This window comes from Rhizobium sp. P44RR-XXIV (assembly GCF_001999485.2).
In the GTDB taxonomy this organism is placed as follows: domain Bacteria; phylum Pseudomonadota; class Alphaproteobacteria; order Rhizobiales; family Rhizobiaceae; genus Rhizobium.
The window spans coordinates 290,512-313,477 of record NZ_MPVZ02000028.1 but is presented as its reverse complement, the minus strand read 5'-3'; the positions used below and the strand labels follow the sequence as shown (position 1 = coordinate 313,477).

General features: G+C 59.1%; 20 protein-coding genes. 12 read left to right on the top strand and 8 right to left on the bottom strand.

Going from position 1 to position 22,966, the window contains the following annotated elements:
* Positions 1 to 264 precede the first annotated feature (264 nt).
* The 3 genes from BSK43_RS18635 (at position 265) to BSK43_RS18625 (ending at position 3,468) form a co-directional block, all read left to right on the top strand.
* Entirely contained in the window at positions 265 to 1,476 is a 1,212-nt protein-coding gene (locus BSK43_RS18635) for a pyrophosphate--fructose-6-phosphate 1-phosphotransferase (protein WP_077469071.1), read from the top strand.
* Between the two features lie 80 nt (positions 1,477 to 1,556).
* On the top strand, positions 1,557 to 2,192 hold the full coding sequence (locus BSK43_RS18630; protein ID WP_077469073.1) for a LysE family translocator: 636 nt from the start codon (positions 1,557 to 1,559) through the stop codon (positions 2,190 to 2,192).
* Positions 2,193 to 2,325: 133 nt separating this feature from the next.
* On the top strand, positions 2,326 to 3,468 hold the full coding sequence (locus tag BSK43_RS18625; RefSeq protein WP_077469075.1) for a lytic transglycosylase domain-containing protein: 1,143 nt from the start codon (positions 2,326 to 2,328) through the stop codon (positions 3,466 to 3,468).
* Positions 3,469 to 3,496: 28 nt separating this feature from the next.
* Here BSK43_RS18625 and BSK43_RS18620 read toward each other — a convergent pair whose 3' ends face one another.
* Positions 3,497 to 4,885 (bottom strand): serine hydrolase, encoded by a 1,389-nt coding sequence (locus BSK43_RS18620; RefSeq protein ID WP_077469077.1) that lies wholly within the window; start codon positions 4,883 to 4,885, stop codon positions 3,497 to 3,499.
* Between the two features lie 191 nt (positions 4,886 to 5,076).
* On the opposite strand from BSK43_RS18620, the gene BSK43_RS18615 reads away from it, so the two are divergent.
* The 4 genes from BSK43_RS18615 to BSK43_RS18600 all read left to right on the top strand — a co-directional run bounded on the left by BSK43_RS18615 (position 5,077) and on the right by BSK43_RS18600 (position 9,328).
* Positions 5,077 to 6,324: a DUF3419 family protein gene (locus tag BSK43_RS18615; protein WP_077469078.1), complete on the top strand. Its 1,248-nt coding sequence runs from the start codon at positions 5,077 to 5,079 to the stop codon at positions 6,322 to 6,324.
* A 50-nt stretch (positions 6,325 to 6,374) separates the two neighbouring features.
* Positions 6,375 to 6,995 carry a class I SAM-dependent methyltransferase gene (locus BSK43_RS18610; RefSeq protein WP_205910660.1) on the top strand — a complete coding sequence of 207 codons (621 nt, stop codon included), beginning with the start codon at positions 6,375 to 6,377 and terminating at the stop codon, positions 6,993 to 6,995.
* Between the two features lie 214 nt (positions 6,996 to 7,209).
* The gene (locus BSK43_RS18605) at positions 7,210 to 8,007 is read left to right on the top strand and encodes a GH25 family lysozyme (protein ID WP_077469082.1); all 798 of its coding nucleotides are present in this window, start codon (positions 7,210 to 7,212) and stop codon (positions 8,005 to 8,007) included.
* Between the two features lie 73 nt (positions 8,008 to 8,080).
* A complete protein-coding gene (locus BSK43_RS18600; protein WP_077469083.1) occupies positions 8,081 to 9,328 on the top strand; it encodes a lytic murein transglycosylase in 1,248 nt (415 codons plus the stop codon).
* Between the two features lie 544 nt (positions 9,329 to 9,872).
* Here the strand turns inward: BSK43_RS18600 and metF are convergent.
* The 4 genes from metF to BSK43_RS18580 all read right to left on the bottom strand — a co-directional run bounded on the left by metF (position 9,873) and on the right by BSK43_RS18580 (position 14,515).
* A complete protein-coding gene (metF, locus tag BSK43_RS18595; protein WP_077469087.1) occupies positions 9,873 to 10,775 on the bottom strand; it encodes a methylenetetrahydrofolate reductase [NAD(P)H] in 903 nt (300 codons plus the stop codon).
* 1 nt (position 10,776) lies between these two features.
* The gene (locus BSK43_RS18590; protein ID WP_077469089.1) at positions 10,777 to 11,802 is read right to left on the bottom strand and encodes a metalloregulator ArsR/SmtB family transcription factor; all 1,026 of its coding nucleotides are present in this window, start codon (positions 11,800 to 11,802) and stop codon (positions 10,777 to 10,779) included.
* A gap of 190 nt (positions 11,803 to 11,992) precedes the next feature.
* Positions 11,993 to 13,642: an energy-dependent translational throttle protein EttA gene (gene ettA, locus BSK43_RS18585; protein ID WP_068398331.1), complete on the bottom strand. Its 1,650-nt coding sequence runs from the start codon at positions 13,640 to 13,642 to the stop codon at positions 11,993 to 11,995.
* Positions 13,643 to 13,768: 126 nt separating this feature from the next.
* Positions 13,769 to 14,515, bottom strand: coding sequence for a ribonuclease (locus BSK43_RS18580; RefSeq protein WP_077469091.1), 747 nt, complete (start codon positions 14,513 to 14,515; stop codon positions 13,769 to 13,771).
* A gap of 164 nt (positions 14,516 to 14,679) precedes the next feature.
* On the opposite strand from BSK43_RS18580, the gene BSK43_RS18575 reads away from it, so the two are divergent.
* From BSK43_RS18575 to BSK43_RS18560, 4 genes are read left to right on the top strand one after another with little or no spacing between them, the layout of a single operon-like run.
* Positions 14,680 to 15,612 carry an alpha/beta hydrolase gene (locus BSK43_RS18575; RefSeq protein ID WP_077469093.1) on the top strand — a complete coding sequence of 311 codons (933 nt, stop codon included), beginning with the start codon at positions 14,680 to 14,682 and terminating at the stop codon, positions 15,610 to 15,612.
* 19 nt (positions 15,613 to 15,631) lie between these two features.
* Positions 15,632 to 16,591, top strand: a complete 960-nt coding sequence (locus BSK43_RS18570) for a DMT family transporter (RefSeq protein WP_077469095.1) — start codon at positions 15,632 to 15,634, stop codon at positions 16,589 to 16,591.
* An 18-nt stretch (positions 16,592 to 16,609) separates the two neighbouring features.
* Positions 16,610 to 17,812 carry a CaiB/BaiF CoA-transferase family protein gene (locus BSK43_RS18565; RefSeq protein WP_077469097.1) on the top strand — a complete coding sequence of 401 codons (1,203 nt, stop codon included), beginning with the start codon at positions 16,610 to 16,612 and terminating at the stop codon, positions 17,810 to 17,812.
* The gene (locus tag BSK43_RS18560; protein WP_077469099.1) at positions 17,809 to 19,467 is read left to right on the top strand and encodes a thiamine pyrophosphate-binding protein; all 1,659 of its coding nucleotides are present in this window, start codon (positions 17,809 to 17,811) and stop codon (positions 19,465 to 19,467) included. The genes BSK43_RS18565 and BSK43_RS18560 overlap by 4 nt, the downstream gene beginning before the upstream one ends.
* 39 nt (positions 19,468 to 19,506) lie before the next feature.
* On the opposite strand, the gene BSK43_RS18555 is transcribed toward BSK43_RS18560, so the two are convergent.
* The 3 genes from BSK43_RS18555 to BSK43_RS18545 all read right to left on the bottom strand — a co-directional run bounded on the left by BSK43_RS18555 (position 19,507) and on the right by BSK43_RS18545 (position 21,189).
* Positions 19,507 to 19,848 carry a RidA family protein gene (locus BSK43_RS18555; protein WP_077469101.1) on the bottom strand — a complete coding sequence of 114 codons (342 nt, stop codon included), beginning with the start codon at positions 19,846 to 19,848 and terminating at the stop codon, positions 19,507 to 19,509.
* 89 nt (positions 19,849 to 19,937) lie between these two features.
* Complete coding sequence (locus BSK43_RS18550) at positions 19,938 to 20,276, bottom strand: TIGR01244 family sulfur transferase (RefSeq protein ID WP_077469103.1); 339 nt, start codon at positions 20,274 to 20,276, stop codon at positions 19,938 to 19,940.
* A 73-nt stretch (positions 20,277 to 20,349) separates the two neighbouring features.
* Positions 20,350 to 21,189 carry a DUF4432 family protein gene (locus BSK43_RS18545; protein WP_077469105.1) on the bottom strand — a complete coding sequence of 280 codons (840 nt, stop codon included), beginning with the start codon at positions 21,187 to 21,189 and terminating at the stop codon, positions 20,350 to 20,352.
* A 216-nt stretch (positions 21,190 to 21,405) separates the two neighbouring features.
* Between BSK43_RS18545 and BSK43_RS18540 the strand changes: the two genes are divergently transcribed.
* The gene (locus BSK43_RS18540) at positions 21,406 to 22,878 is read left to right on the top strand and encodes a L,D-transpeptidase (protein ID WP_077469107.1); all 1,473 of its coding nucleotides are present in this window, start codon (positions 21,406 to 21,408) and stop codon (positions 22,876 to 22,878) included.
* The last annotated feature ends 88 nt before the right edge of the window (positions 22,879 to 22,966 follow it).

Below are 22,966 nucleotides of genomic sequence, written 5' to 3'. Positions count from 1 at the left end.
CAGTAGAATACCTTGATCAAATAATGGTTGCCATTGCAAGCTGTCCATTCGTCGCAAGGCCGAAAACACTTTTCACAATTTGGTAACGATAGCGTATTCTGCGCCTGCGTTCCTCGACCCGATGCGAGCGCATGCAACCGCGCTTGAGGGGCGAAACAAACCGCGGATTTCGTAAATTCTTTACTTTACAGCCATGCACACCTGTCGCATCCATTCCCACGGCAACCATCGAAATGAAGCAGCTTGACTGCAAGGAGGATCTCCATGGCCAAACAAAAAGTCGCAATGCTCACCGCCGGTGGATTGGCGCCCTGCCTGTCCTCAGCCGTTGGAGGGCTGATCCAGCGCTATACCGACGTGGCGCCGGATCTCGACATGATAGCCTATCGTTCTGGCTACCAGGGAGTTCTGCTGGCCGACAGCATCGCGGTGACACCGGCCATGCGCGAGCGCGCCCACCTTCTGCATCGCTATGGCGGTTCGCCGATCGGCAACAGCCGCGTAAAACTCACCAATGCCGCCGACTGCGTCAAGCGTGGCCTGGTCAAGGAAGGTGAAAACCCGCTGCGCGTCGCAGCCGAACGCCTCGCATCCGATGGCGTCACCATTCTTCATACGATCGGCGGTGACGACACCAATACGACTGCGGCCGATCTCGCCGCCTATCTCGGCGCCAACGGCTACGATCTGACCGTGGTTGGCCTGCCGAAAACGGTCGACAACGACGTCGTGCCGATCCGCCAGTCTCTCGGCGCCTGGACGGCAGCCGAAGTCGGCGCGCATTTCTTTGACAATGTCAGCAACGAACAGACCGCAGCGCCTCGCACCTTGGTCATCCATGAAGTGATGGGACGCCACTGTGGCTGGCTGACGGCAGCCACTGCCCGCGCCTATATCCAGAAGACCAGCGCCAACGAGTATGTCGATGGCTTCATGATGAATGCCCAGATGAAGAGCATCGACGGCCTCTATCTGCCCGAACTGGACTTCGACATCGAAGGAGAAGGCGAGCGCCTGCGGACCATCATGGAAAAGACCGGCCAGGTAACGCTGTTCGTATCGGAAGGCGCGGCGCTTGACGCCATTGTCGCCGAACGCGAAGCCGCTGGCGAAACCATCAAGCGTGATGCCTTCGGCCACGTGAAGATCGACACCATCAATGTCGGTGGCTGGTTCCAGAAGCAATTTGCCTCGATCATCGGTGCCGAGCGTTCGATGGTGCAGAAGTCGGGCTACTTTGCCCGCTCGGCTCCCGCCAACGGCGACGATCTCCGCCTGATCCAGGGCATGGTCGATCTCGCAGTCGAAAGCGCGCTCAACAAGGTATCCGGCGTTACCGGCCATGACGAGAGCCAGGGCGGCAAGCTGCGCGTCATCGAATTCCCCCGCATCAAGGGCGGCAAGGCATTCGATATCTCACAAAAGTGGTTCGCCGATGTGATGGGCCATATCGGACAAAAATACGCGCAAGCCTGATGGATTGCTAATCTACCGGATTGACGGATCGTAAATCCGATGTCTTTGCTGGCGGCGAAATAGGAATAGGGGAGGATTCCATGTCCATCGAAACCTGGCTCGCTTTCGCCGCCGCATCCTGCATTATGCTGGCCATTCCGGGTCCAACCATTCTCCTTGTCATCTCTTATGCCCTTGGCCATGGCCGAAAGACGGCGCTGGCGACCGTTACCGGCGTGACGCTCGGCGACTTCACGGCGATGACTGCTTCCCTTGCCGGTCTTGGCGCTGTCCTCGCTGCCTCGGCATCGTTGTTCACGATTCTCAAGCTCATCGGCGCGGCCTATCTCGTCTTCCTCGGAATCAAGCTTTGGCGAGCCCCGATCGTGACCGGGCCGATGGGCGATAACGACAATCTCCCTGAGGAAAAACCGTTAAAGATTATGTTGCACGCCTACGTTGTGACAGCCCTAAATCCAAAGAGTATCGTCTTCTTCGTCGCTTTCGTGCCGCAGTTCCTCGACATGTCGAAGCCATTTCTTGAGCAAACGCTTATTTTGGAGGCAACCTTCCTTACTCTGGCGGCATTGAATTCGCTGGTTTACGTCTTTGTCGCCGACATGGCGCGCGGGTTTATCCGCAAGGCAAGCGTGCAACGCGCTGTGAACAGAACGGGCGGAACCCTGTTGATTGCGGCCGGCGCGGTGACCGCCGGATACCGCCGAATGGCTGCTTGAGGCCGGCCAGGGTTGCGGCGCGATCACGGATAGGTTAATGGGGATTCATAATTTTATCGATCCTGTGACCGAATTGTGTGTCCTGTGACCGAATTGCATCGCAGATAGGTTTGGTTTTTTCGAAAGTGACAGAATGGTAGCGATCGGATTTCCCAGCCTGAAGCGCAGCGTTGCCGTATCGGCAATGATGTGCGGCGCTCTTGCCGGGTGTGCAAGCACTCAGCAGCAGACGTCTCAGGCAGATCTCCCGTCGGCACACACCAACGTGCCGCATCCGAATACGAGCCTGACCGCTAGTGGCGCAACTGCGCCTGCCGGCGGTGTAGCAATGGCCGCAGTTAACCCTGGTTTCATCGGGCCGCACCAGCCACAGCAGATAGCAATGGTAAAGTCCGGCCGAGTTACGGCCGGTACAGTAAACCAGCAGCAGATCGACGCCGCGCAGTCCCGTTTCGGCCAGCCCACGGTAGCAGCGGCAAACGCTCCCAACGATGGAGCCGTTGCCATCGCCGCAGCGACAGGCGCTCCTGCAGCCAATACGACTGCAGCCGCCGCTTATGCCGCGTCCGATGCGTCGCTTGTTCCTTCAGTCGTTGCGATCCCGATGCCCAATCCGGCGCGTCCCGGCGATGCCGCGCTCATGCCGGTATCCGGTTCAGTTGTACAGGCAGAGCCCATCATTCCGATGACATCGGATGTCAGCGCCATTCAGGTCGCGGTGCCAACGCCCCGCCCCGATTCCGTAGCTCAGGCCGAGGTAGCCTTCGCAACGCCGGCACAGATCGGTCTCCTGCGCTATGCAGATAACCGCCCGCACTACGATTTCAATTTCGACAGCACCGGGCCCACGGTCGTTCCGGCTGTCATGACCACCCAGAATTATGACTCTGACGTGCCGGCTGCCGAAAAGAGCTACGTCTCGCGGCTCATTCAGAAATACGCGAAGATTTACGAGATCCCGGAATCACTGATCCATCGCGTCGTTCACCGCGAGAGCCGCTACAATCCGAAAGCCTATAACAGGGCCGGCTATTTCGGCCTGATGCAGATCAAATACAACACCGCTAAGTCAATGGGCTACGAGGGACCGGCATCCGGCCTGCTCGATGCCGAGACGAACATCAAATACGCCGCCAAATATCTGCGCGGTGCCTGGATGACGGCCGACAGCAAGGCTGAAAACAAGGAAGCCAATGCCGTCCAGCTCTACGCCCGCGGCTATTACTACGACGCCAAGCGTAAGGGCCTGAGCGACGTCGCCAACGGCAACTATTGAATTTTCCAGAAGAGCTACGAAGCCGGCCCTAGTTCGAGGCCGGCTTTATTACATCCATGATCCGCTTCACTAGGATTTGCGGACGATAATCGGCCCAGGTCGGTGTCAGTCCCATGCGCACTACGACCAGATTGGCTGAGGGAACGATGGTGACAGTCTGGCCGTCGTGACCGGTCATCCAGAACGTATCCGCCGGCAGGCCGAACTGCGCATTTGAGCCGCCTGGACCTGCAAGCCAGGCCTGAACCTGCGAATACACGCCTTCGGAAGCCGTTGTCGGCGTGCGCATTGCACCAACGAAGCCTTCAGGTAGAAGACGACTTCCCTTCCAGACACCATCCTGGAGCAGGAACTGGCCGAAGCGCGCCCAGTCTCGAGCATTGGCATAGAGATAGGAGCTGCCGACGAAGGTTCCGCGCTCGTCGGCTTCGAATACCGCGCTATGCATACCGAGCGGCCCAAAGAGCGCCTCGCGCGGATAGGCTATCGCCGTACTCAAATTTGGAAGGCGGTTCATCCAGATCCGTGAAAGCAGCGTAGCAGTGCCGCTAGAATAGCTGAAACGCTCTCCGGGGGCCGCAACCTGGCGCGCATTGGCGACGATACTTGTCGTATCCGGATCGAGGTAGAGCATCCGGGTCACATCGGAAACACTGCCATAGGACTCGTTGAAAGCAAGACCGCTCTCCATGGCAAGGAGATCGCTGAGCTTGATGTCCTTGCGCGCATCGTCGCTCCATTGCGCAAGGAGATTTTGGTCATCGAAAGACATGCGGCCAGTCAGCATGAGGCGGCCGATGATGGCGGCATTGACCGTTTTGGTCATCGACCAGCCAATCAGGGGCGTTGTCTTGCTGAAGCCGTCGCCATAGGCCTCGGCAACGATATGCCCATCCTTGACGACGACGATCGCACGCATGGCCGGACCGGCTAGATCCGGATTGGTCACTATGTTGCCGAGCTTGGTGCCCTGCTCGTCCTGGCCGAGATTGACCGTGTCTCCATCCGGCCAAAGCGCATCGCTCTTCGGCGCCTTGATCTTGTTGAGGAAGACGGCGCTGCGTGCTGCCTGCAGATCACCGTCGGGCACAGCGGTGCAGCCGAGCGCTCCGCGATAGAGCGCATAATTGGGCGCAAACATCCCGAGGAAACGCGCTCTGACCACCCCCTCGTCACGATCGACAGAAACCCGGATGAGTTTCAATGCCGGATTTCCGGGAGCCTGCACATCATCGGCCAGCACATGATCCGGGTCCCGCTTGGCGACAAAGGTGTTCGAGCAGACAATCTTGGCGGCATAGCCATCACCGACCCTGAGCAGCTCCGGCGGATAGACGGACAGCCAGACGGCTCCGCCTGCGACAATGATCAGCAGCAAAACAACAAGTGCCCCGATCACTCTCGAAATCAAACGCATATTACATACCCTCCTAAAGGTACGCGGAGACAATCAGGAAACGCTGCAAGATGAAAGACCTATCGTCACCGAGGCTTCTCAAATAGGTGCGACAGCCCGTTTGCGCCAGATATACCAACAAGTCACGTCATCAGACTGTAGCATTGCCGCGTTACACGCCCTGAACCTTAAAAATCGGTAGCAAGACTCAGATGACGGAATTCGCCCCGGATGCCGGTCTCCAGAAGAACCGGAAACTCAAGGACGCTCTCCTACAGCACAAGGCGCTGTCGAAAGCAGGCTTCTCGGAGCGTCTTTTCGGGATGCTGTTTTCGGGCCTCGTCTATCCTCAGATCTGGGAAGATCCGGATGTCGACATGCAGGCGATGGAGCTTCAGTCGCATCATCGCATCGTGACGATCGGTTCGGGCGGCTGCAACATGCTCGCCTACCTCTCGCAGAGCCCCGCCTCGATCGATGTCGTTGACCTCAACCGTCACCATATCGCCTTGAACAAGCTGAAGCTCGCGGCCTTCCGGCTGCTGCCCGGCCACACCGATCTGGTGCGCTTCTTCGCGACGCCGGGTGTTCCCGCCAACAGCCACGCCTTTGATCAGTTCATCGCACCGCGGCTTGATGCTGCGACGGCATCCTACTGGGATGGCCGCGATCTTTACGGCCGCCGCCGCGTCACGGTCTTCAACCGCAACATCTACAAGACCGGCCTCCTCGGCCGTTTCATTGGCGCAGCCCATGTGCTGGCGCGCCTGCATGGCGTGCGCCTGGCCAAGATGACGGAAGCCCGCACGCTGCGCGAACAACGCCAGTTCTTCGAAAACGAGATCGCTCCGATCTTCGATCGGCCGGCGGTGCGCTGGTTGCTCGGCCGCAAGAGCTCGCTCTTCGGTCTCGGCATCCCGCCGCAGCAATATGACGAGCTAGCAAGCCTTGCCGGCGACGATTCCATCTCAGCTGTGCTGAAGCATCGCCTGGAAAAGCTCGCCTGTCATTTCCCGATGCGCGACAATTACTTCGCCTGGCAGGCCTTCGCACGCCGTTATGCAGGTCAGCATCAGGGGCCCCTGCCCACCTATCTGAAGCCGGAGCATTATGCTGCGATCCGCGCCAATGCCGACCGCGTCGACGTGCATCATGCCAACTTCACCGAGCTGCTCGCTTCCAAGCCCGCCGCCTCGCGCGACCGTTACATCCTGCTCGATGCCCAAGATTGGATGACCGACGAACAGCTCAACAGCCTCTGGGCGGAAATCACCCGCACGGCCCGCGAAGGCGCCCGCGTTATCTTCCGCACCGCCGCTGAAAAGAGCATCATCGAGGGCCGCCTGTCTCCGGCCATCCGTGACCAGTGGGTCTATTTCGAAGAACGCTCGCAGGAGCTTAACGCACTCGATCGTTCGGCCATCTACGGTGGCTTCCACATCTATGGGAAAAAAGCGTGAGCCAGGCGGACACCGGTATCGAAACCAGTTCCAACAATCATGCCAGGTTGATGGACGGCATGTACCGTTATCAGCGCCACATCTATGACCTGACCCGTAAATACTACCTGTTCGGGCGCGATCGCACCATCGCTCACCTGAACGTGCCCGACAGCGGCTCTCTGCTGGAAGTCGGTTGCGGCACGGGCCGCAATATGCTGCTGGCCTATCGCCGCTTTCCTTCCGCGAAACTCTATGGTCTGGACATCTCGCAGGAGATGTTGATCTCGGCACGCAGCAATTTTCGCGGCCTGAAGCAGATGCCTGATTTTCGCGTTGCCGACGCCACGGCCTTTTCGCCCGCCGACTTCGATGCTGCCGGCTTTGATCGCGTGATGGTTTCCTACGCGCTGTCGATGATCCCGGACTGGAAGAGCGCAATCGATGCATCACTCGATGCCGTCGCGCCGGGTGGTGAACTCCACATCGTCGATTTCGGCCAGCAGGAAGGCTTGCCGGACTGGTTCCAGACCCTCCTCAAAGGCTGGCTGAGGAAGTTTCACGTCACTCCCCGCGCCGATCTCCTCACCGTTCTGGAAGAAAAAGCTAAAGCACGCGGCATGTCGCTCAAGACCGAAAAAATCGGCCGGGGCTACGCCTGGCGAGCCGTTGTCACCAAGTACGCCGCTTGAACACCGGGCGATTTCAGCGCAAAATCCATCCACACCATGTCGCAAGCATAAGAATTTGCTTGAAGATAACGCATTTTTTACGTTGATATGGTGAATAAAGTGGCAAGATCGGCTGCAAACAGCATGGTCCGCCGCTCTTCTGGATTCTCGGGGACCATGTTGCGGAAGCCAAATCTTGGGGCAGCCAGGTCACTCGCGTCATAACGGGATAAACATGCGCCGACTTTTGTTGTGCCTACTGCCGCTCGCCTTTTTCTTGAATGGCTGCACGACGGGCTATGACGCCCTATCGACGACATCCATTGCCAAGACCAGGTTCAGCGATACCAAGCCGCAGGATTTCGGCCGCGACCATCCTGGGCGCCATCCCATCCACGGTATCGATATTTCCAAATATCAGGGCGATATCGATTGGCAAGCCGTCAAGTCCTCCGGCGTCGCCTTTGCCTTCATCAAGGCGACGGAAGGCAAGGATCGGATCGATCCGCGCTTTACCGAATATTGGCGCCAAGCTGCTGCTGCGGGACTTCTTCATACCGCCTATCATTTCTACTATTTCTGCTCTACCGCTGACGATCAGGCAGACTGGTTCATCCGCAACGTACCGAAGGACGCGACAATGCTTCCGCCGGTCATCGATGTCGAATGGAATCCCAGCTCCCCGACCTGCCGTACCAGACCGGCCCCCGAAACGGTGCGGACGGAAATGAAGCGCTTTATGGACCGCCTCGAAGCCTATTACGGCAAGCGCCCGATCATCTACACTTCGGTTGACTTCCATCGCGAAAATCTCGCCGGTTATTTCAAGGATTACCACTTCTGGGTCCGCTCGGTCGCAAAGCATCCGAGGGAGATTTACGCGGACCGTGAGTGGGCCTTCTGGCAGTATACATCCACCGGTGTCATCCCCGGCATCAAGGGGCCAATGGATATCAATGTGTTTGCCGGTTCCGAACAGAACTGGCACAACTGGGTGGCAGCAGTACAGAAGCAAGGAAATTCTTCAGACTGAGACCAGTTCTCTCTTGCTTATGTCACAATCTTCTGTGAAAGCGACCCTATTCTATGACCAAAGAGGATCGCTCATGGACCGTCACACCATTCGACGCAGCGCGCTCGCGTTGATCTTCGCCTCAGCTGTCGCCGGCACGGCGATTGCTCAGAGTGCCGCTCCGGCCACCGTGCCGCCCGCAAGCAGCGACGCTACTCCCAAAGCGGCCTGCGGCGGCGATCTTGCGGCCTTTCTGGCTGGAGTGAAAACCGAGGCGATTGCCGATGGCGCAGACGCCGCGTCCGCGGATAAAGCGCTGGCCGGCGCGCAGATCGACCAGAAGGTCCTCGCCATGGACCGTGGCGGCCAGAGCGTATTCCGCCAGACCTTCCTCGAGTTCTCGCAGCGCACCGTCAGCCAGGGCCGCCTCGATATCGGCCGCCAGAAGATGAAGCAGTATGCCGACGTCTTTGCCAAGGCTGAACAGGACTATGGCGTTCCTCCCGGCGTCATTACGACCTACTGGGCCATGGAGACGGACTTCGGCGTTGTTCAGGGCAATTTCAACACCCGTAACGCCCTGGTTACCCTCGCTCATGATTGCCGCCGGCCGGAATTCTTCCGTCCGCGCCTGATCGCATTTATCAAAATGGTTCAGCATGGCGACGCCGATCCGGCAACAACGGCTGGTGCGTGGGCTGGAGAAATCGGCCAAACGCAGATGCTGCCGCCCTCGATCATTGAATACGGCACTGACGGCGACGGCGACGGTCATGTCAACCTAAAGACCAGCGCGCCCGACGTTATCCTGACCACGGCGAAATTTCTTCAAAGTCTCGGTTTCATCCGCGATCAACCCTGGTTGCAGGAAGTCTCGGTTCCCGACAACCTGCCCTGGGAAAAATCCGGCATTGGCGGCACGCTGACGGCTGGCGATTGGTTCAAGCTCGGTGTCAAGCCGCGCGACGGCAATACGAAATTTGCCTCGCTGCCGGCTGCACTCATCATGCCGCAGGGCCGTAAAGGCCCCACCTTCCTGACCTATCCGAACTACAACGCCTTCCTTGGATGGAACCAGTCGTTCATCTACACGACATCGGCCGCCTATTTCGCCACCCGTTTTGCCGGCGCTCCCCCCTACAACAAGGGTACGCCTGAGCCAGGTCTGAACGACGTCGACATGAAGGCGCTTCAAACCAAGCTCGTGGCGCGTGGCTACGATGTCGGCAAGATCGACGGCATTCTCGGCTCCGGCACCCGCATCGCCATCCAGAAGGAACAGTTCCGCCTCGGCATGCCCGCAGACGGCTGGGCGACCTCGGCACTGCTCAACGCTCTCTGAGCCTACCTGTATCTTGATCGAAAAGGCGGCCACGAGCCGCCTTTTTTGTTTGTCATCTCATCACTCGTCTTCGGCGAACGGCTCCGGGCATGGGGAGGCTGATTGCCCATCGAGGCGCGGCCTTACAGCGAAAATTTGTGATCTGCGGCCGAAATCGGATGATGTGTTAACACTTATTCACAACCGAACCGAGCAGGAGACGGTGCCATTTTTGCGCTAAAAATCAAGCATTTGCGACGGCACAGTGATTCAAAATGCAAACGGCATATCGCGCCGCAGCATCGAATTTACTTTTCAAGCGACACATTTTCGACATAAAATTTACCGGCTGACTAAGGAGGAAGACATGGGATTGACGCGATCCATCAACGTCCTGGTGGTCGGTGCGGCCTTCGTTTTCGTCGTAACGATGCTCTTCATCTGACGACGGGGCGAAACCCACAGGCTACCCAACTCCGAAAGCTAACAAAACATCTATTCCATTAGAAAAGCGCATGCCCGAGACGGACATGCGCTTTTTCATGCATTCGTTTCGATCGCTATTTCAGGCCGCAGCGCCGGCGCGCGCATCCACCCTGCGCTGAAGCCCCAGGCGCTCCAGGACGGCGGAGACGAGCGGTGAGCGGTTCATCGTATAGAGATGAAATTCGTGAATGCCCCGGCGCATCAGATCCTGGATCTGCTCTGCGGCCACATCGGCGGCAACGCTGGCGCGCTCATCGGTATTTTCGTCGAGACCCTCAAAACGCTGATCGAGCGCCACCGGAATGCTGGTGCCGCAAGCGCCAGCGAAGCGCTTCAGCTGCGTCAGGTTCTGGATCGGCATGATGCCGGGAACCACCGGAATCGCGATGCCGGCAGCACGAACACGATCATGATAGCGCTCGAAGGCGTCATTATCGAAGAAGAACTGTGTCAGGGCACGATCGGCACCGTTGTCGGCCTTGCGCTTCAGCATATCGATGTCGGCTGCGGTGTCGCGGCTCTCGGGATGCTTTTCCGGATAGGCGGAGACGGAGATATCGAAATCGCCGCGCTCGCGCAACGCCGCCACCAGATCGGCTGCGTTAGCATAGCCGCCCGGATGCGGTTGATAGGCGGAGCCGACACCACCGGGCGGATCGCCGCGCAAGGCAACAAAACGGCGAACGCCGGTAGCGAGAAACTCGTCGATGACCCGATGCGTGTCCTCACGGGTCGCGCCGACGCAGGTCAGATGCGACGCAGTCGTGAACGGCGTCTCGTGGATCATCTTGCGCACGGCCGAAAGGGTCGGCGCCTTGGTAGACCCGCCTGCCCCGTAGGTCACCGAAACGAATTCGGGCTCCCAATCGCTAAGGTCCGCAACCGTATTCCACAGTTGCTGCTCGGCCTCTTCCGACTTCGGCGGAAAGAACTCGAAGGAAATGCGGATGCCGCTCTGGCTGTTTTCGGATTTCGAAGACATGTCAAACTCTCCCGGCAAGAATGGGGGACGACTGGTGGCCCTGGTCGGAGGCGATCAACAGCCGCGGGTCGCGCGCCAGCCAGATCGTGACGGTCAGCATCTGGCCGCTCTCCCTCCCCGAATGAAGATCCTGCACCTGCTCGACATCGAGCCCCGCCAATTTCAGCCAATCGGATATGGTCTGATGCGAGAAGCCGAGACGCAGATGCGCATGTTCGTCACGCAGATATTCAAGCCCGTGCGGCGCAAGATCGATAATGACAAGCCGGCCGCCGGGCCGCAGCATTCGCGCCGCCTCCGCAACAGCGATCTCGGGCTGATCAAGGAAGTGCAGCACCTGATGAATGGTGATCAGATCGAAATCCTGCTGCTCGAGCGGCAGGTTGAAAATGTCGCCGTGGCGTACAGAAGCAGCCGTGATGTTGGAGCGATCGAGATTGGCACGCGCCACGGCAAGCATATCGCGGCTGGCGTCGATACCGACGGCGCGCCGATAATGACCTGCCAAAAGCTGCAGCATGCGCCCGGTGCCTGTGCCGAGGTCGAGAAACGAGTCGATCGGCTGTGGGCCAATCAGATCGATCAGCACCTTGTCGACATCTTCGTCGGCGGCATGCAGGCGGCGCAGCTCGTCCCACTCGGCGGCATTGCGGCTGAAATAGGCCTGCGCACGCTCGGCACGGACGCGCTTGACGGCAGAAAGGCGCTCTCCGTCACGCAGCAGAACCGCATCCTTTTCCGCGGTGTGACGCAGAAGTGTGCGCGCCAGCGTGACGGCCTTGCCTTCCTGCTTCAAGCGGAAATAGGCCCAGGCGCCTTCCTGATAACGATCGATCAGGCCGGCCTCGCCGAGCAGCTTCAGATGCCTGGAGATGCGGGGCTGCGACTGGCCGAGAATTTCGGTAAGATCGGTGACAGTGAGGTCGCTGGCGACGAGCAGCGCCATCAGACGCAGCCGCGTCGGCTCGCCGACCGCCTTCAGTACGTCCACAACATCGTCCAAGCCGAGCTTCACCAGATCCGTCATTCGACACCCAATCAAGATATAAAGATATCTTTATGTGATTTGGGCGCATTCTGCAAGAGCCAATCGGCAACCGAGCTCGTTCGACGTCGGAAATCTGTTAATTTCTGCCGAGAACGGAACATCGGATTTCACCGCCAGATAAACAAAAACCCCGGACAAGCCGGGGTTTTCGAAGAGCGGAAACAAGAGCTTATCGCGTCAGTCTCTTGTAGGTGACGCGGCTCGGATTGATGCTGTCGACGCCGAGGCGGCGCATCTTGTCCTGTTCGTAATCCTCGAAGTTACCTTCGAACCATTCGACATGGCTGTCGCCTTCGAAAGCGAGGATATGCGTCGCCAGACGGTCGAGGAACATGCGATCGTGGCTGATGATAACAGCGCAGCCGGCGAAGTTTTCGAGAGCGATCTCGAGTGCGCCCAGCGTTTCCGTATCAAGGTCGTTGGTCGGTTCGTCGAGGAGCAGCACATTGCCGCCGGCCTTCAGCATCTTGGCAAGATGCACGCGGTTGCGCTGGCCGCCCGAGAGGTTGCCGACCTTCTGTTGCTGATCGCCGCCCTTGAAGTTGAAGGTTGCGCAATAGGCGCGCGAATTCATTTCATACTTGCCGAGCTTGATGACTTCGGCACCGCCGGAGATTTCCTCCCAGACGGTCTTGTTGCCATCCAGTGCATCGCGGCTCTGGTCGACATAACCGAGGTGAACGGTGTCGCCGATGCGGATAGAACCGCTATCCGGCTTTTCCTGGCCGGTGATCATGCGGAAGAGCGTCGTCTTGCCGGCGCCGTTCGCACCGATCACGCCGACGATGCCGCCGGGCGGCAGCTTCAGCGACAGGTCTTCGATCAACACGCGGTCGCCATAACCCTTGGTGATGCCTTCCATTTCGATGACCACCTGGCCGAGACGCTCGCCGACCGGAATGATGATCTGCGCATCGCCGGGACGCTGGTTCTCGGCGGCATCGACCAACTCGTCATAGGCGCGGATACGAGCCTTGGACTTCGACTGGCGGGCCTTCGGGCTGGACGCGATCCATTCCTGTTCGCGCGCGATCGCCTTCTGACGACCGGCTTCTTCGCGGCCTTCCTGCTGCATGCGCTTTGCCTTGGCCAGCAGGTACGAGGAGTAGTTGCCCTCGTAAGGAATGCCGCGACCGCGGTCGAGTTCGAGGATCCAGCCGGTGACGTTATCCAGGAAGTAGCGATCGTGGGTGATCATCAGCACGGCGCCCGGATAGGCACGCAGGTGCTTTTCCAGCCAGGCGATGGTTTCGGCGTCGAGGTGGTTGGTCGGTTCGTCAAGCAGCAGCACGTCGGGCTGCGACAGCAGCAGCTTGCACAAGGCAAGACGGCGACGCTCGCCGCCCGAAAGCTTGGTGACGTCAGCATCGCCGGGCGGGCAACGCAGCGCATCCATCGCCATTTCAACCTGGCTTTCGAGATCCCAGAGGTTCTGGCTGTCGATGATATCCTGGAGCTTGGCGCCCTCTTCCGCCGTCTCGTCAGAATAGTTCATCATCAGTTCGTTATAGCGATTGAGAACGTCGGTCTTGGCCGCGACGCCTTCCATGACGTTTTCGAGCGCCGTCTTCGTAGGATCGAGGTGCGGCTCCTGTGCCAGATATCCGATGGTAGCGCCTTCGGCCAACCAGGCTTCGCCGGTATATTCCTTGTCGAGACCGGCCATGATGCGCAGTACAGTCGACTTACCCGCACCGTTCGGGCCGAGAATACCGATCTTGGCGTCGGGGTAGAAGGAGAGATGAATATTCTCCAGGATTTTCTTGGCGCCATAGGCCTTATTCAGACCGGCCATATGATAAATGAACTGACGTGCCATAGCTTGGGTTACTCCACGGGCGGATAACATTGCGAATTGTGCCGCTATGTAGGCGAAACCCCGCCCTCGGGCAACGGCGAAACCTTATCCGAGGGCATTTATCCGCGTCACAAAGGCCGGAATAAGTCAGAAACCGGCTGCATCCACCACGCCGCGATCGCAGCCGAACGCCGTACTGCCGGCACCCTGGATCAGTTTTGCGAGCCGAGGCTCGTTGCCCTGTTGCTGATCGAGAGCGTCTTCGGAGAGACCGATCGTCAGTTCCGAGATCATCCTGACATTGCCGACGCGACGGCAGCTCATCTTGATGCGCGCATTGGCACCCTCGCCGAAGCTCTGGTCGAAAGCGGCCTTGATGCTTTCCGCATCCAGTTCCTTGCCGATATTCTGAGCGAAAAGTTCACGCACGGCGGATGCGTTGAGCTCGTTGATCAGGCCCGCGGCGGTCGAGAAGTAATCGTCGGCACTAAGCTTCGTGCAGGTGCCGTGCTTGATCCACTCGTGACGCTCGAGGCCCGATTGCGTACCCGGCATCACCTTGTCGAGCTTCGCCTTAACGTCTTGCGACAGCTGCACCGCCGGCAGATCCTTCCAATCGCTGCTGCGATCCGCCTGCTTCAGATCATCCGAAACGTCGCAATATTCCTGCCGCATCGGCCAGAGGCCATGTAGCGAGAAATTCGTGGCATCGTGATTGCTCGACGACTGGTTCCGACATTCCGCCTTCTTCTGGTTCGTCGCACAAAATGCCGGCTCCCAGCTTGCCGCCAGGATGAAGCGTGTCCGCCCCCGGCTGTGCTCCTGCGCCACTGCGCTCGCGACTGTCCCGACCGAAAGGAGCACAACCGCAAATATCCGAAGCAAATGCTTCATTCCACGCCTCCAACTAGAACATTATAGGAACAAATAAGCAGTTTGCTTTTGCGCATGCAACCCTGAATCACGGGGCTCGAAAGATTTATTTCTGTGGGCTTCGATGACTGTCCATTGCAATCACCAGGATGATAACCTCTCGTCCGATTGGGGAGGAACCATGCATGTTCGCCGAAACGCAACGCCTGCAAAGTCCGACGGGCGCGACGATTGCCTATCATCATTCGCCGGCGAAGGGCGAGGCGCGCGGAATCCTTCTCATATCCCATGGCCTTGCCGAACATTCGCGCCGCTATGAAGCTTTCGCCGATGCCATGGCCACCCAGGGCTTCCATGTCTATGCCCACGATCACCGCGGCCATGGCGAAACGGTTGCCGTCGATGCGCCTATCGGCCGTTTCGCCCGGCGAAATGGCGTCGATCAGGTCATGGCAGATGTACTTGCCATGAGAGAGCTCGCCGCAACCACTTATCCGGGCCGGCCGATCATCCTGTTCGGTCATTCCATGGGTGGATTGATCAGCCTCAATACAGCTGTCACCTATCCGGATAAATTCGATGCCGTCACTGTCTGGAATTCGAATTTCCATCCGGGCCTCGCCGGCCGCGCCGCCCAGCTCATCTTGAAGACCGAACGCATGTTCAAGGGGTCGGACGTTCCAAGCGGGCCACTGCCAAAACTGACCTTCGGCGCCTGGGGCAAATTCATCCCGAACCGCCGCACCGAGTTCGATTGGCTGTCGCGCATCCCCGAACAGGTGGACAAGTACATCGCCGATCCACTCTGCGGCTTCGATGCATCCGTTTCGCTCTGGCTTGATATATTCGAACTCAGCTTTCGCGCCCCGCAAAAGGCCTATCTCGACCAGCTGCGGCACGACATGCCGATCCATCTCATCGGCGGCGGCAAGGACCCGGCGACAGACAACGGAAAAGCAATTTCCTGGCTGTCAAATCATTTGAAAAACGCCGGCTTCTCTCATATTACAACCAAGATCCACCCGGACATGCGGCACGAGACGCTGAACGAAATCGGTGCCGACCAAGCCATTGCCGACTTTGCTAACTGGTGCAAAGAGGTCGCGGCAAGGAACTGATTCTCAAAGGAACTCTCCAATGAATGCCAACAGCGGCTCCTCGCTTCGATTGCCGCAATCGGAGCTGACGTTCGGCCTGTTGATGATGTTCCTCTCCGTCGTCCTCTCGCCGATCATGGACATCTTCTCCAAACTCGCGGCAACCACCATTCCGCCGGCCGAAGTCACCGCCGCACGCTTCATCTTTCAGTCGCTCTTTGCCCTGCCGATGATGGCCGTGCGCGGACAGTGGGGCGTATGGTCATGGCGCCAAAGCGGCGTGCACGCGCTCCGCGCTGCGCTTTTGACGCTGTCCATGGTCTCGTTCGTGACTGCGCTGCAGGTCATGGAAGTGGCCGATGCCATCGCCATCTTTTTCGTCGAGCCGATGATGCTGACCATTTTGAGCAGCATCTTCCTCAAGGAAACCATCGGCTGGCGCCGTTACACAGCCTGTGCCGTCGGCTTCCTTGGCGCCATGCTCATCATCCAGCCAAGCTTTCAGGAGGTGGGCTTCGTTGCCCTTTTGCCCGTCGTCACCGCGCTCTGCGTTGCAGTTTACGTGATGATCACGCGCGTCGTGTCCCACCGCGAAGACGCGTGGCCCATGCAGTTCCAAACAGGCATATTGGGCACCGGCCTCAGCCTGATCCTGCTTGGCATCGGGAAGGCGACGAGATCCGCAATCCTTCATCCGGTTATTCCGGATCTGACGGCGATGCTCTATTTGCTCGGCGTTGGCGTCACGGCAGCGGCCTCGGGCATTCTTACGGTCTATGCCTATCGCGCTGTCCAGGCTTCGAAGCTCGCGCCCCTGCAATATTTCGAAATCATCTCGGCGACGATCTTCGGCTGGGTGGTGTTCCATAACTTTCCGGATGCGATCAAATGGCTCGGCATCCTCATCATTATGGGTTCCGGGCTCTATATCCTCTGGCGCGAGCAGCGCTTTGCTTCCAAGCCCGTATCCGATACATCTGAAACAGCATTCACGCCCTAAGCGAGAGAGCGGATCGACATGACGGACCAGAAAACCAAGAAACCTCCGCTTTCCGGTATTCGTGTCATCGAGCTTGCCCGCGTCCTTGCAGGCCCCTGGGCGGGCCAGATGCTGGCCGATCTCGGCGCTGACGTCATTAAGGTGGAAAATCCGGACGGAGGCGACGACACCCGCCAATGGGGCCCTCCCTTCGTTGAGGGCAAGGATGGCGAAAACCTATCCGCCGCCTATTATCATTCTGCCAATCGCGGCAAGCGCTCCATCACAGCCGATCTTAGGACTGAGGAAGGACAGGAGCTGGTACGCCGGCTAGTCAAGACAGCCGACGTCGTCATCGAAAACTTCAAGCTCGGCGGCCTGATCAAATACGGCCTCGACTATGAAAGCCTGAAAAAGATCAATCCGAGGATCGTCTACTGCTCGATCACCGGCTTCGGACAGACCGGCCCCTATGCCGGCCTGGCAGGCTATGACTATATCGTCCAGGGCATGTCCGGTTTCATGTCGATCACCGGCGAGCCGGAGGGGCAGCCAGTCAAGGCAGGCGTTGCGATTGCCGACATCTTCACCGGCATCTATGCCGTCTCGGCGATCGAGGCGGCACTGATACACGCACTAAAGACGGGCGAAGGCCAGCTCGTCGACATGGCCCTGCTTGACGTGCAATCGGCCGTTCTTGCCAATCAGAACATGAACTATCTGATCTCGGGAAAGCCACCTGTCCGCCTAGGCAATGCCCATCCCAACATCTCGCCCTACGAAGTCGTTCCCACCGCCGATGGCTACCTCATTCTGGCTGTGGGCAATGACGGGCAGTTCCGCCGCCTCTGCGCAATCCTTGGCCTCGATAGCCAGGCCGACGACGAGCGCTACGCAACTAACAAGGCTCGCGTCGCCCATCGCAACGACGTTCGCGCATTCATATCGGCAAGGACGCTGACCTGGAACAAATCGGATCTGCTGAAGATCTGTGAGGATAATGCCGTTCCGGCCGGCGCGATCAATACGATCGAGGATATGTTCGCCGATCCGCAGATCAAAGCGCGCGGCCTGCGCATCGATCTCGAGGATGCGGCCGGCACCATGATCCCAAGCGTGCGTACGCCGATCGTGCTTTCCGAGACGCCGTTGGCCTATTCACGGCCAAGCCCGCGTCTTGGCGAACATCAGGAGGAGGTTCTGGCCGAATTGGCCGAACTGGAGGGGAAGGCGAAGATATGAAACGAACGGGCGGTCAACTCATCGTCGAAGCTTTGAAGGCCAATGACGTCAAGCGCATTTCCTGCGTACCCGGCGAGAGCTTTCTTGCCGTGCTCGATGCTTTGCATGACAGCGACATCAAGGTCCTCGTCTGCCGTCAGGAGGGTGGTGCGGCGATGATGGCGGATGCCTGGGGGCGCCTGACGGGAGAGCCGGGCATCTGCATGGTCACCCGCGGCCCCGGAGCCACCAATGCCTCCGCTGGCCTCCATATTGCTCGTCAGGATTCAATCCCGATGATCCTCTTCATCGGCCAGGTGCAGCGCGATGCCCGAGAACGCGAGGCGTTTCAGGAAGTGGAGTTCCGCCGCGCCCTTACCGAATATGCGAAATGGGTCGGAGAGATCGACGATGCCGCCCGTATTCCGGAATTCGTCACCCGCGCCTTCGCTGTGGCGACATCGGGCCGACCCGGCCCGGTCGTGCTGACCTTGCCCGAGGACATGCTGCGCGATGAAGTCGAAGCGCCAGACGCAAGGCAGTATGTGCCTGTCGCCGCGCATCCCGGCCGCAGCCAGCTCGCCGACTTCAATCAACGCCTCCTTAGGGCTGAACGCCCGATGGTCATTCTCGGCGGCACGCGCTGGGATGAGGATTCCGTTGCCGGAATCCGGCAGTTTTCCGAGCGTTTCAAACTGCCGGTCGGCTGCTCCTTCCGCCGCCAGATGCTGTTCGATCATCTGCATCCGAACTATGCCGGCGACGTCGGGATCGGCATCAATCCGGCGCTCGCCAAGGAAATCAAGGAGGCGGATCTGCTCATCCTTCTGGGCGGTCGTCTCTCCGAAATGCCCTCCTCTGGCTATACGCTGGTCGATATCCCCTACCCGCGCCAGCAACTCGTCCATGTCTATCCCGATCCGTCCGAGCTCGGTCGGGTCTACCGTCCGGACCTGGCGATCTGCGCCAGCCCTGACGATTTCGTCGCAGCTCTCGCCGATCTGGATGCACCGAGCGAACCACGCTGGGCCGAGCGCACCGAACGCATGCACGCCGCCTATCTCGCCTGGTCAAAGACGCCGGAGAAAAGCCCCGGAGCGGTTCACATGGGCCGCATCATGGATTGGATCGAGGCCAACACGCCTGATGATGCGATCTTCACCAACGGCGCCGGCAATTACGCGACCTGGCTGCATCGCTTTCACCGTTTCCGCCGCTTCAACACGCAGGCGGCCCCCGCCTCCGGGTCGATGGGCTATGGCTTACCGGCAGCGGTTGCCGCCAAACAGCTGTTTCCGCAGCGTGAGGTGATCTGCTTTGCCGGCGATGGCTGTTTCATGATGCACGGTCAGGAGTTTGCGACCGCCGTCCAATATGATCTGCCGCTGATCGCGCTCGTTATCAACAACGGCATGTACGGCACCATCCGCATGCATCAGGAGCGGGAATATCCCGGTCGTGTCAGCGCGACGGCGCTCAGAAACCCTGACTTTGCCGCCCTCGCCCGCGCCTATGGCGGCCACGGCGAAACCGTGAAGGCGACGGAAGAATTCGGCCCGGCATTCGAGCGGGCCCGCGCCAGCGGCAAGCCGGCAATCATCGAGATCGCGCTCGATCCCGAAGCGATCACGCCCTCGCGCACCCTGACGGAAATCGCCCAAACGAAAGGCGGGTGAGCGCGAGCCCACCGGCCTTCCAAAACATGCTGCCTCGACTTAGAGCGCGGCCGTCACGATGAATTCGACCTTGTACTTCGGCGCGGCAAGCTTGGCTTCGCTGGTCGCACGAGCCGGTGTATTAGCCGGATCGACCCAGGCTTCCCAGGCAGCGTTCATTTCTGCGAAATAGGAAATGTCCGAGAGGTAGATGAGCGTCTGCAGGATCTTCGACTTGCTGGAGCCGGCTGCTGCGAGCAGACGATCAACTTCAGCCAGTGCCGACTTGCACTGATCGGTGACGCTTTCGCCTTCGCCAACCTGGCCGGCGAGATAGGCGGTGTTGCCGTGAATGACAGCGCCGCTCATGCGGGCGCCAACGTCGATACGCTTGATGCTCATGGTTTTCTCCTGATGTTGTTCTGAGGCAAATGAGCGAAAAGCACGGCTTGTGGCCGGCCCTTCTATCTCAAGATTGGAAATACGCCCGATCAGCCGCGGATATGATGCGTCTTCTGATAGATCGCCGTCGAGCGCGCGCCGGAGCGGCAATAGCCAAGCATCGGCCGCGGGAATTCGTCCAGCGCATCGACCATGCCCTGCACGGCCTCTTCGGTGACGCCCATGGGGCCGACGGGCACGTGGGTGATCTCGAGACCGAGTTCCTTGGCACGGGCCTCGATGGCGCCAAACGGCGTCTGATCCGGGCTCTCACCATCCGGGCGATGGCAGACGAGAGACTTGAAACCCAGGGCCTTGATCTGGTCGAGATCCTCTAAGGTGATCTGGCCGGACACCGAGTATTCATCGTCGATCGGGCGGATATCCATGCTTCATGTCCTCTCTAAAACCGAGGGCCTTGATCTACGCCGCGACAGGGCGAGCGTCAACCGCTGGACACCCTCAAACGAAGGCAAAGTTGAGCATGAAATTGCGGGCTTCGCCGGGCTGGAGAATATTGAATTCGCCCGCTTCCTCCAGCTCCGCGCGCGAGACCCAGCGATGCGAAACGGGCTCGATGCCCAGAACATCCGCCGGTGCGCGTTGATTGCGCCAGACCTGCAGGAACGGCAGCGTGTCGGTGCCGAACCGCACCCTCAATGTCTTGCCGCCAGTGGCTGCGATCGGACCGAGGCGGACCTCCGCCCAGTCCTCGCCCTTCTCCAGAGCCGGCACACAGAAAATGCCACCCAGCTCATCGCCGAAGGTCCAGGGAAAGCCGCCATTCTCCAGCATTTGGCCCGACAGTCGGGTGCCGTCGTCAAACCATTTGCCGCCGACATTCATGTGATACATCAGGAAGACCGGCATCGCCTCTGAACTCGTATTGACGACGCGATCGGCAAGAGAGACCTCACCGGTGGCACCATCGATCCGCCAGAGGCGCTCCAGCCTCGCCGTTCGTCCCTCTGCGGTAATAACGTCGATGTCCGCTCGGCACTCGGCATTGCCGTTCTCGAACTTGGTCCAGAGAATTTTGGCGGGATGAGACGCTAGGGAACCATGCAGCGGATAGCGTTTGCCCTCATAAGCTCCCGACATCGGTTCGGGATGGCGGATGTGATCCGGCCCGCAGGTGAAGAGGAAACCTTCTACGGAATGGCTGATCCGCGGATCGCCGTCGTCGGGAACGGCGCGTCCGGGCGCCAGATTGTTGCCCTCGACGATGCAGGCGCCGATATCCAGCACGGAGCCTTCGTCCAGCGTCAATTTCGGCCCTTTGGCCGCGGAAAAATCGATCATTACCCAAAATCCTCCCTGGTCGGCGCTACCCTCTGGCGTTGTTCCATAATGGCGAGCGGCGCAAATAAACGGTGATTTGGCTTACCGAATGTTAACTTGAAGCCTTGATCACGGAATTTTTTATATTTTATTCAGCATGATAATCTAAATTTCCATACTGGCGTCAAATTTGCCATGTGTGAGTCAGCCGAACTACCATCCAAGGATTCGACAGACGTGAACCGGTTCGTGAAATTGAGTTTTACCCTGGCAATGGCTGCCACCGTGTCCGCGCTCGCGCTCAGTGACGCGCAGGCACAATACTATCGCAGCGGAAGCCGCGATACGGTTCTCGTCACGCCCGATGGCCGTATTATCGATCAATACCCCTCTGGGGGTGGATATGCCATGGCCCGCGACGGTCGCGGCCGGCGCGTTCTCATCGACAGCTACGGCAATGTGGTCGCCACGGAGATGCGGGCAAGCACCTATTATCCGCGCGCACCGGGCCGCGATGCCAATGGCGATAACGGATATGGCAGCGGCAACCGCTATGGCGATACGCAGCTGTCCAACAATGGCGGCGGTTATCAGGACTATCGTCAGTATCGCAACGATGGCTATGGCAATGGCGACGGATACGCCGACAACGGCTATGACCAACAGGACCGCAATGTCGTGACTGGCGGCATTCCGCGCGATGGCGATATCCAACGTCAGCCGCTCGACAACCAGCCACTTCCGGGCGCCAAAGGCCAGCAGGCGAATCCGGGCGGCAATGATTACGCGTCGATAGATCCGCAGCAGGAAACACCTGACATCGTCCGCAAGCCGCCAGCCGAACCGGTGATAAACCTCAAGGGCAAATCGAAGATGGAGATCACCGCGCTGGAGGTCTTCCTGTCTCGCCAGGGCATTTCGCCCGGCGCAATCGATGGCCGCATGGGCGCGAACGTCACCAAGGCTGTTTATGCTTATCAGCAGATGACCGGGCAGACGCTCGATCCGAAAAACACCGACGCGATCCTCGAACAGTTGCGGATGTCCGGCGGAATGCCGATCATCAACTACACGATCACGGCCGCCGATGCGGCCGGCCCCTATGTCGCATCGATCCCCGAGGATTATGCGGCAAAATCGCAGATGCCATCGCTTGGCTATACGTCGACGACGGAAATGCTGGCCGAACGCTTCCACATGGATGAAGGCTATCTGAAGGAACTCAATCCCGGTGTCGACTTCACCGTACCGGGTAATACGATCAAGGTCGTCAACACCGGCCCTGCCAGAACCGGTACGGTCGCGAAGATTCTCGCAGACAAGGGCCGCAAGCAGGTTTTCGCCTATGATGCCAATGGCACGCTGATCGCGGCCTATCCGGCAAGTATCGGCTCGACCGACACGCCCTCGCCCTCCGGCACGGTAACGGTCGAACGTGTCGCCTTCAATCCCGGCTATACATACAACCCGAAGATCAACTTCCAGCAGGGCGCCAACGACAAGGTCCTCAACATTCCGCCTGGCCCGAACGGCCCGGTCGGCACCGTCTGGATGGCCCTGTCGAAGCCGACCTACGGTATCCACGGCACGCCAGAACCCTCGAAGATCGGTAAGTCGCAGAGCCACGGCTGCGTTCGTCTCACCAATTGGGACGCGACCGAACTCGCCAAGATGGTCAAGCCAGGCGTCGTCGTCGAATTCGTTGACTGATTGCAGATGACATTTACGAAAAAAGCCGCTGGATGAGCCCATCCGGCGGCTTTTTTATTTCGCTAACTGATGCGCCGCAATTCAAGCG

What these genes read in the sequence shown, in the direction of transcription:
- BSK43_RS18600 (WP_077469083.1), top strand. Translation starts at nt 8,081, where the DNA reads ATGGACCGTCACACCATTCGACGCAGCGCGCTCGCGTTGATCTTCGCC.
- BSK43_RS18620 (WP_077469077.1), bottom strand. Translation starts at nt 4,885, where the DNA reads ATGCGTTTGATTTCGAGAGTGATCGGGGCACTTGTTGTTTTGCTGCTG.
- BSK43_RS18625 (WP_077469075.1), top strand. Translation starts at nt 2,326, where the DNA reads ATGGTAGCGATCGGATTTCCCAGCCTGAAGCGCAGCGTTGCCGTATCG.
- BSK43_RS18635 (WP_077469071.1), top strand. Translation starts at nt 265, where the DNA reads ATGGCCAAACAAAAAGTCGCAATGCTCACCGCCGGTGGATTGGCGCCC.
- BSK43_RS18590 (WP_077469089.1), bottom strand. Translation starts at nt 11,802, where the DNA reads ATGACGGATCTGGTGAAGCTCGGCTTGGACGATGTTGTGGACGTACTG.
- BSK43_RS18610 (WP_205910660.1), top strand. Translation starts at nt 6,375, where the DNA reads ATGGACGGCATGTACCGTTATCAGCGCCACATCTATGACCTGACCCGT.
- metF (WP_077469087.1), bottom strand. Translation starts at nt 10,775, where the DNA reads ATGTCTTCGAAATCCGAAAACAGCCAGAGCGGCATCCGCATTTCCTTC.
- BSK43_RS18605 (WP_077469082.1), top strand. Translation starts at nt 7,210, where the DNA reads ATGCGCCGACTTTTGTTGTGCCTACTGCCGCTCGCCTTTTTCTTGAAT.
- BSK43_RS18555 (WP_077469101.1), bottom strand. Translation starts at nt 19,848, where the DNA reads ATGAGCATCAAGCGTATCGACGTTGGCGCCCGCATGAGCGGCGCTGTC.
- ettA (WP_068398331.1), bottom strand. Translation starts at nt 13,642, where the DNA reads ATGGCACGTCAGTTCATTTATCATATGGCCGGTCTGAATAAGGCCTAT.
- BSK43_RS18615 (WP_077469078.1), top strand. Translation starts at nt 5,077, where the DNA reads ATGACGGAATTCGCCCCGGATGCCGGTCTCCAGAAGAACCGGAAACTC.
- BSK43_RS18630 (WP_077469073.1), top strand. Translation starts at nt 1,557, where the DNA reads ATGTCCATCGAAACCTGGCTCGCTTTCGCCGCCGCATCCTGCATTATG.
- BSK43_RS18580 (WP_077469091.1), bottom strand. Translation starts at nt 14,515, where the DNA reads ATGAAGCATTTGCTTCGGATATTTGCGGTTGTGCTCCTTTCGGTCGGG.
- BSK43_RS18565 (WP_077469097.1), top strand. Translation starts at nt 16,610, where the DNA reads ATGACGGACCAGAAAACCAAGAAACCTCCGCTTTCCGGTATTCGTGTC.
- BSK43_RS18570 (WP_077469095.1), top strand. Translation starts at nt 15,632, where the DNA reads ATGAATGCCAACAGCGGCTCCTCGCTTCGATTGCCGCAATCGGAGCTG.
- BSK43_RS18575 (WP_077469093.1), top strand. Translation starts at nt 14,680, where the DNA reads ATGTTCGCCGAAACGCAACGCCTGCAAAGTCCGACGGGCGCGACGATT.
- BSK43_RS18545 (WP_077469105.1), bottom strand. Translation starts at nt 21,189, where the DNA reads ATGATCGATTTTTCCGCGGCCAAAGGGCCGAAATTGACGCTGGACGAA.
- BSK43_RS18550 (WP_077469103.1), bottom strand. Translation starts at nt 20,276, where the DNA reads ATGGATATCCGCCCGATCGACGATGAATACTCGGTGTCCGGCCAGATC.
- BSK43_RS18560 (WP_077469099.1), top strand. Translation starts at nt 17,809, where the DNA reads ATGAAACGAACGGGCGGTCAACTCATCGTCGAAGCTTTGAAGGCCAAT.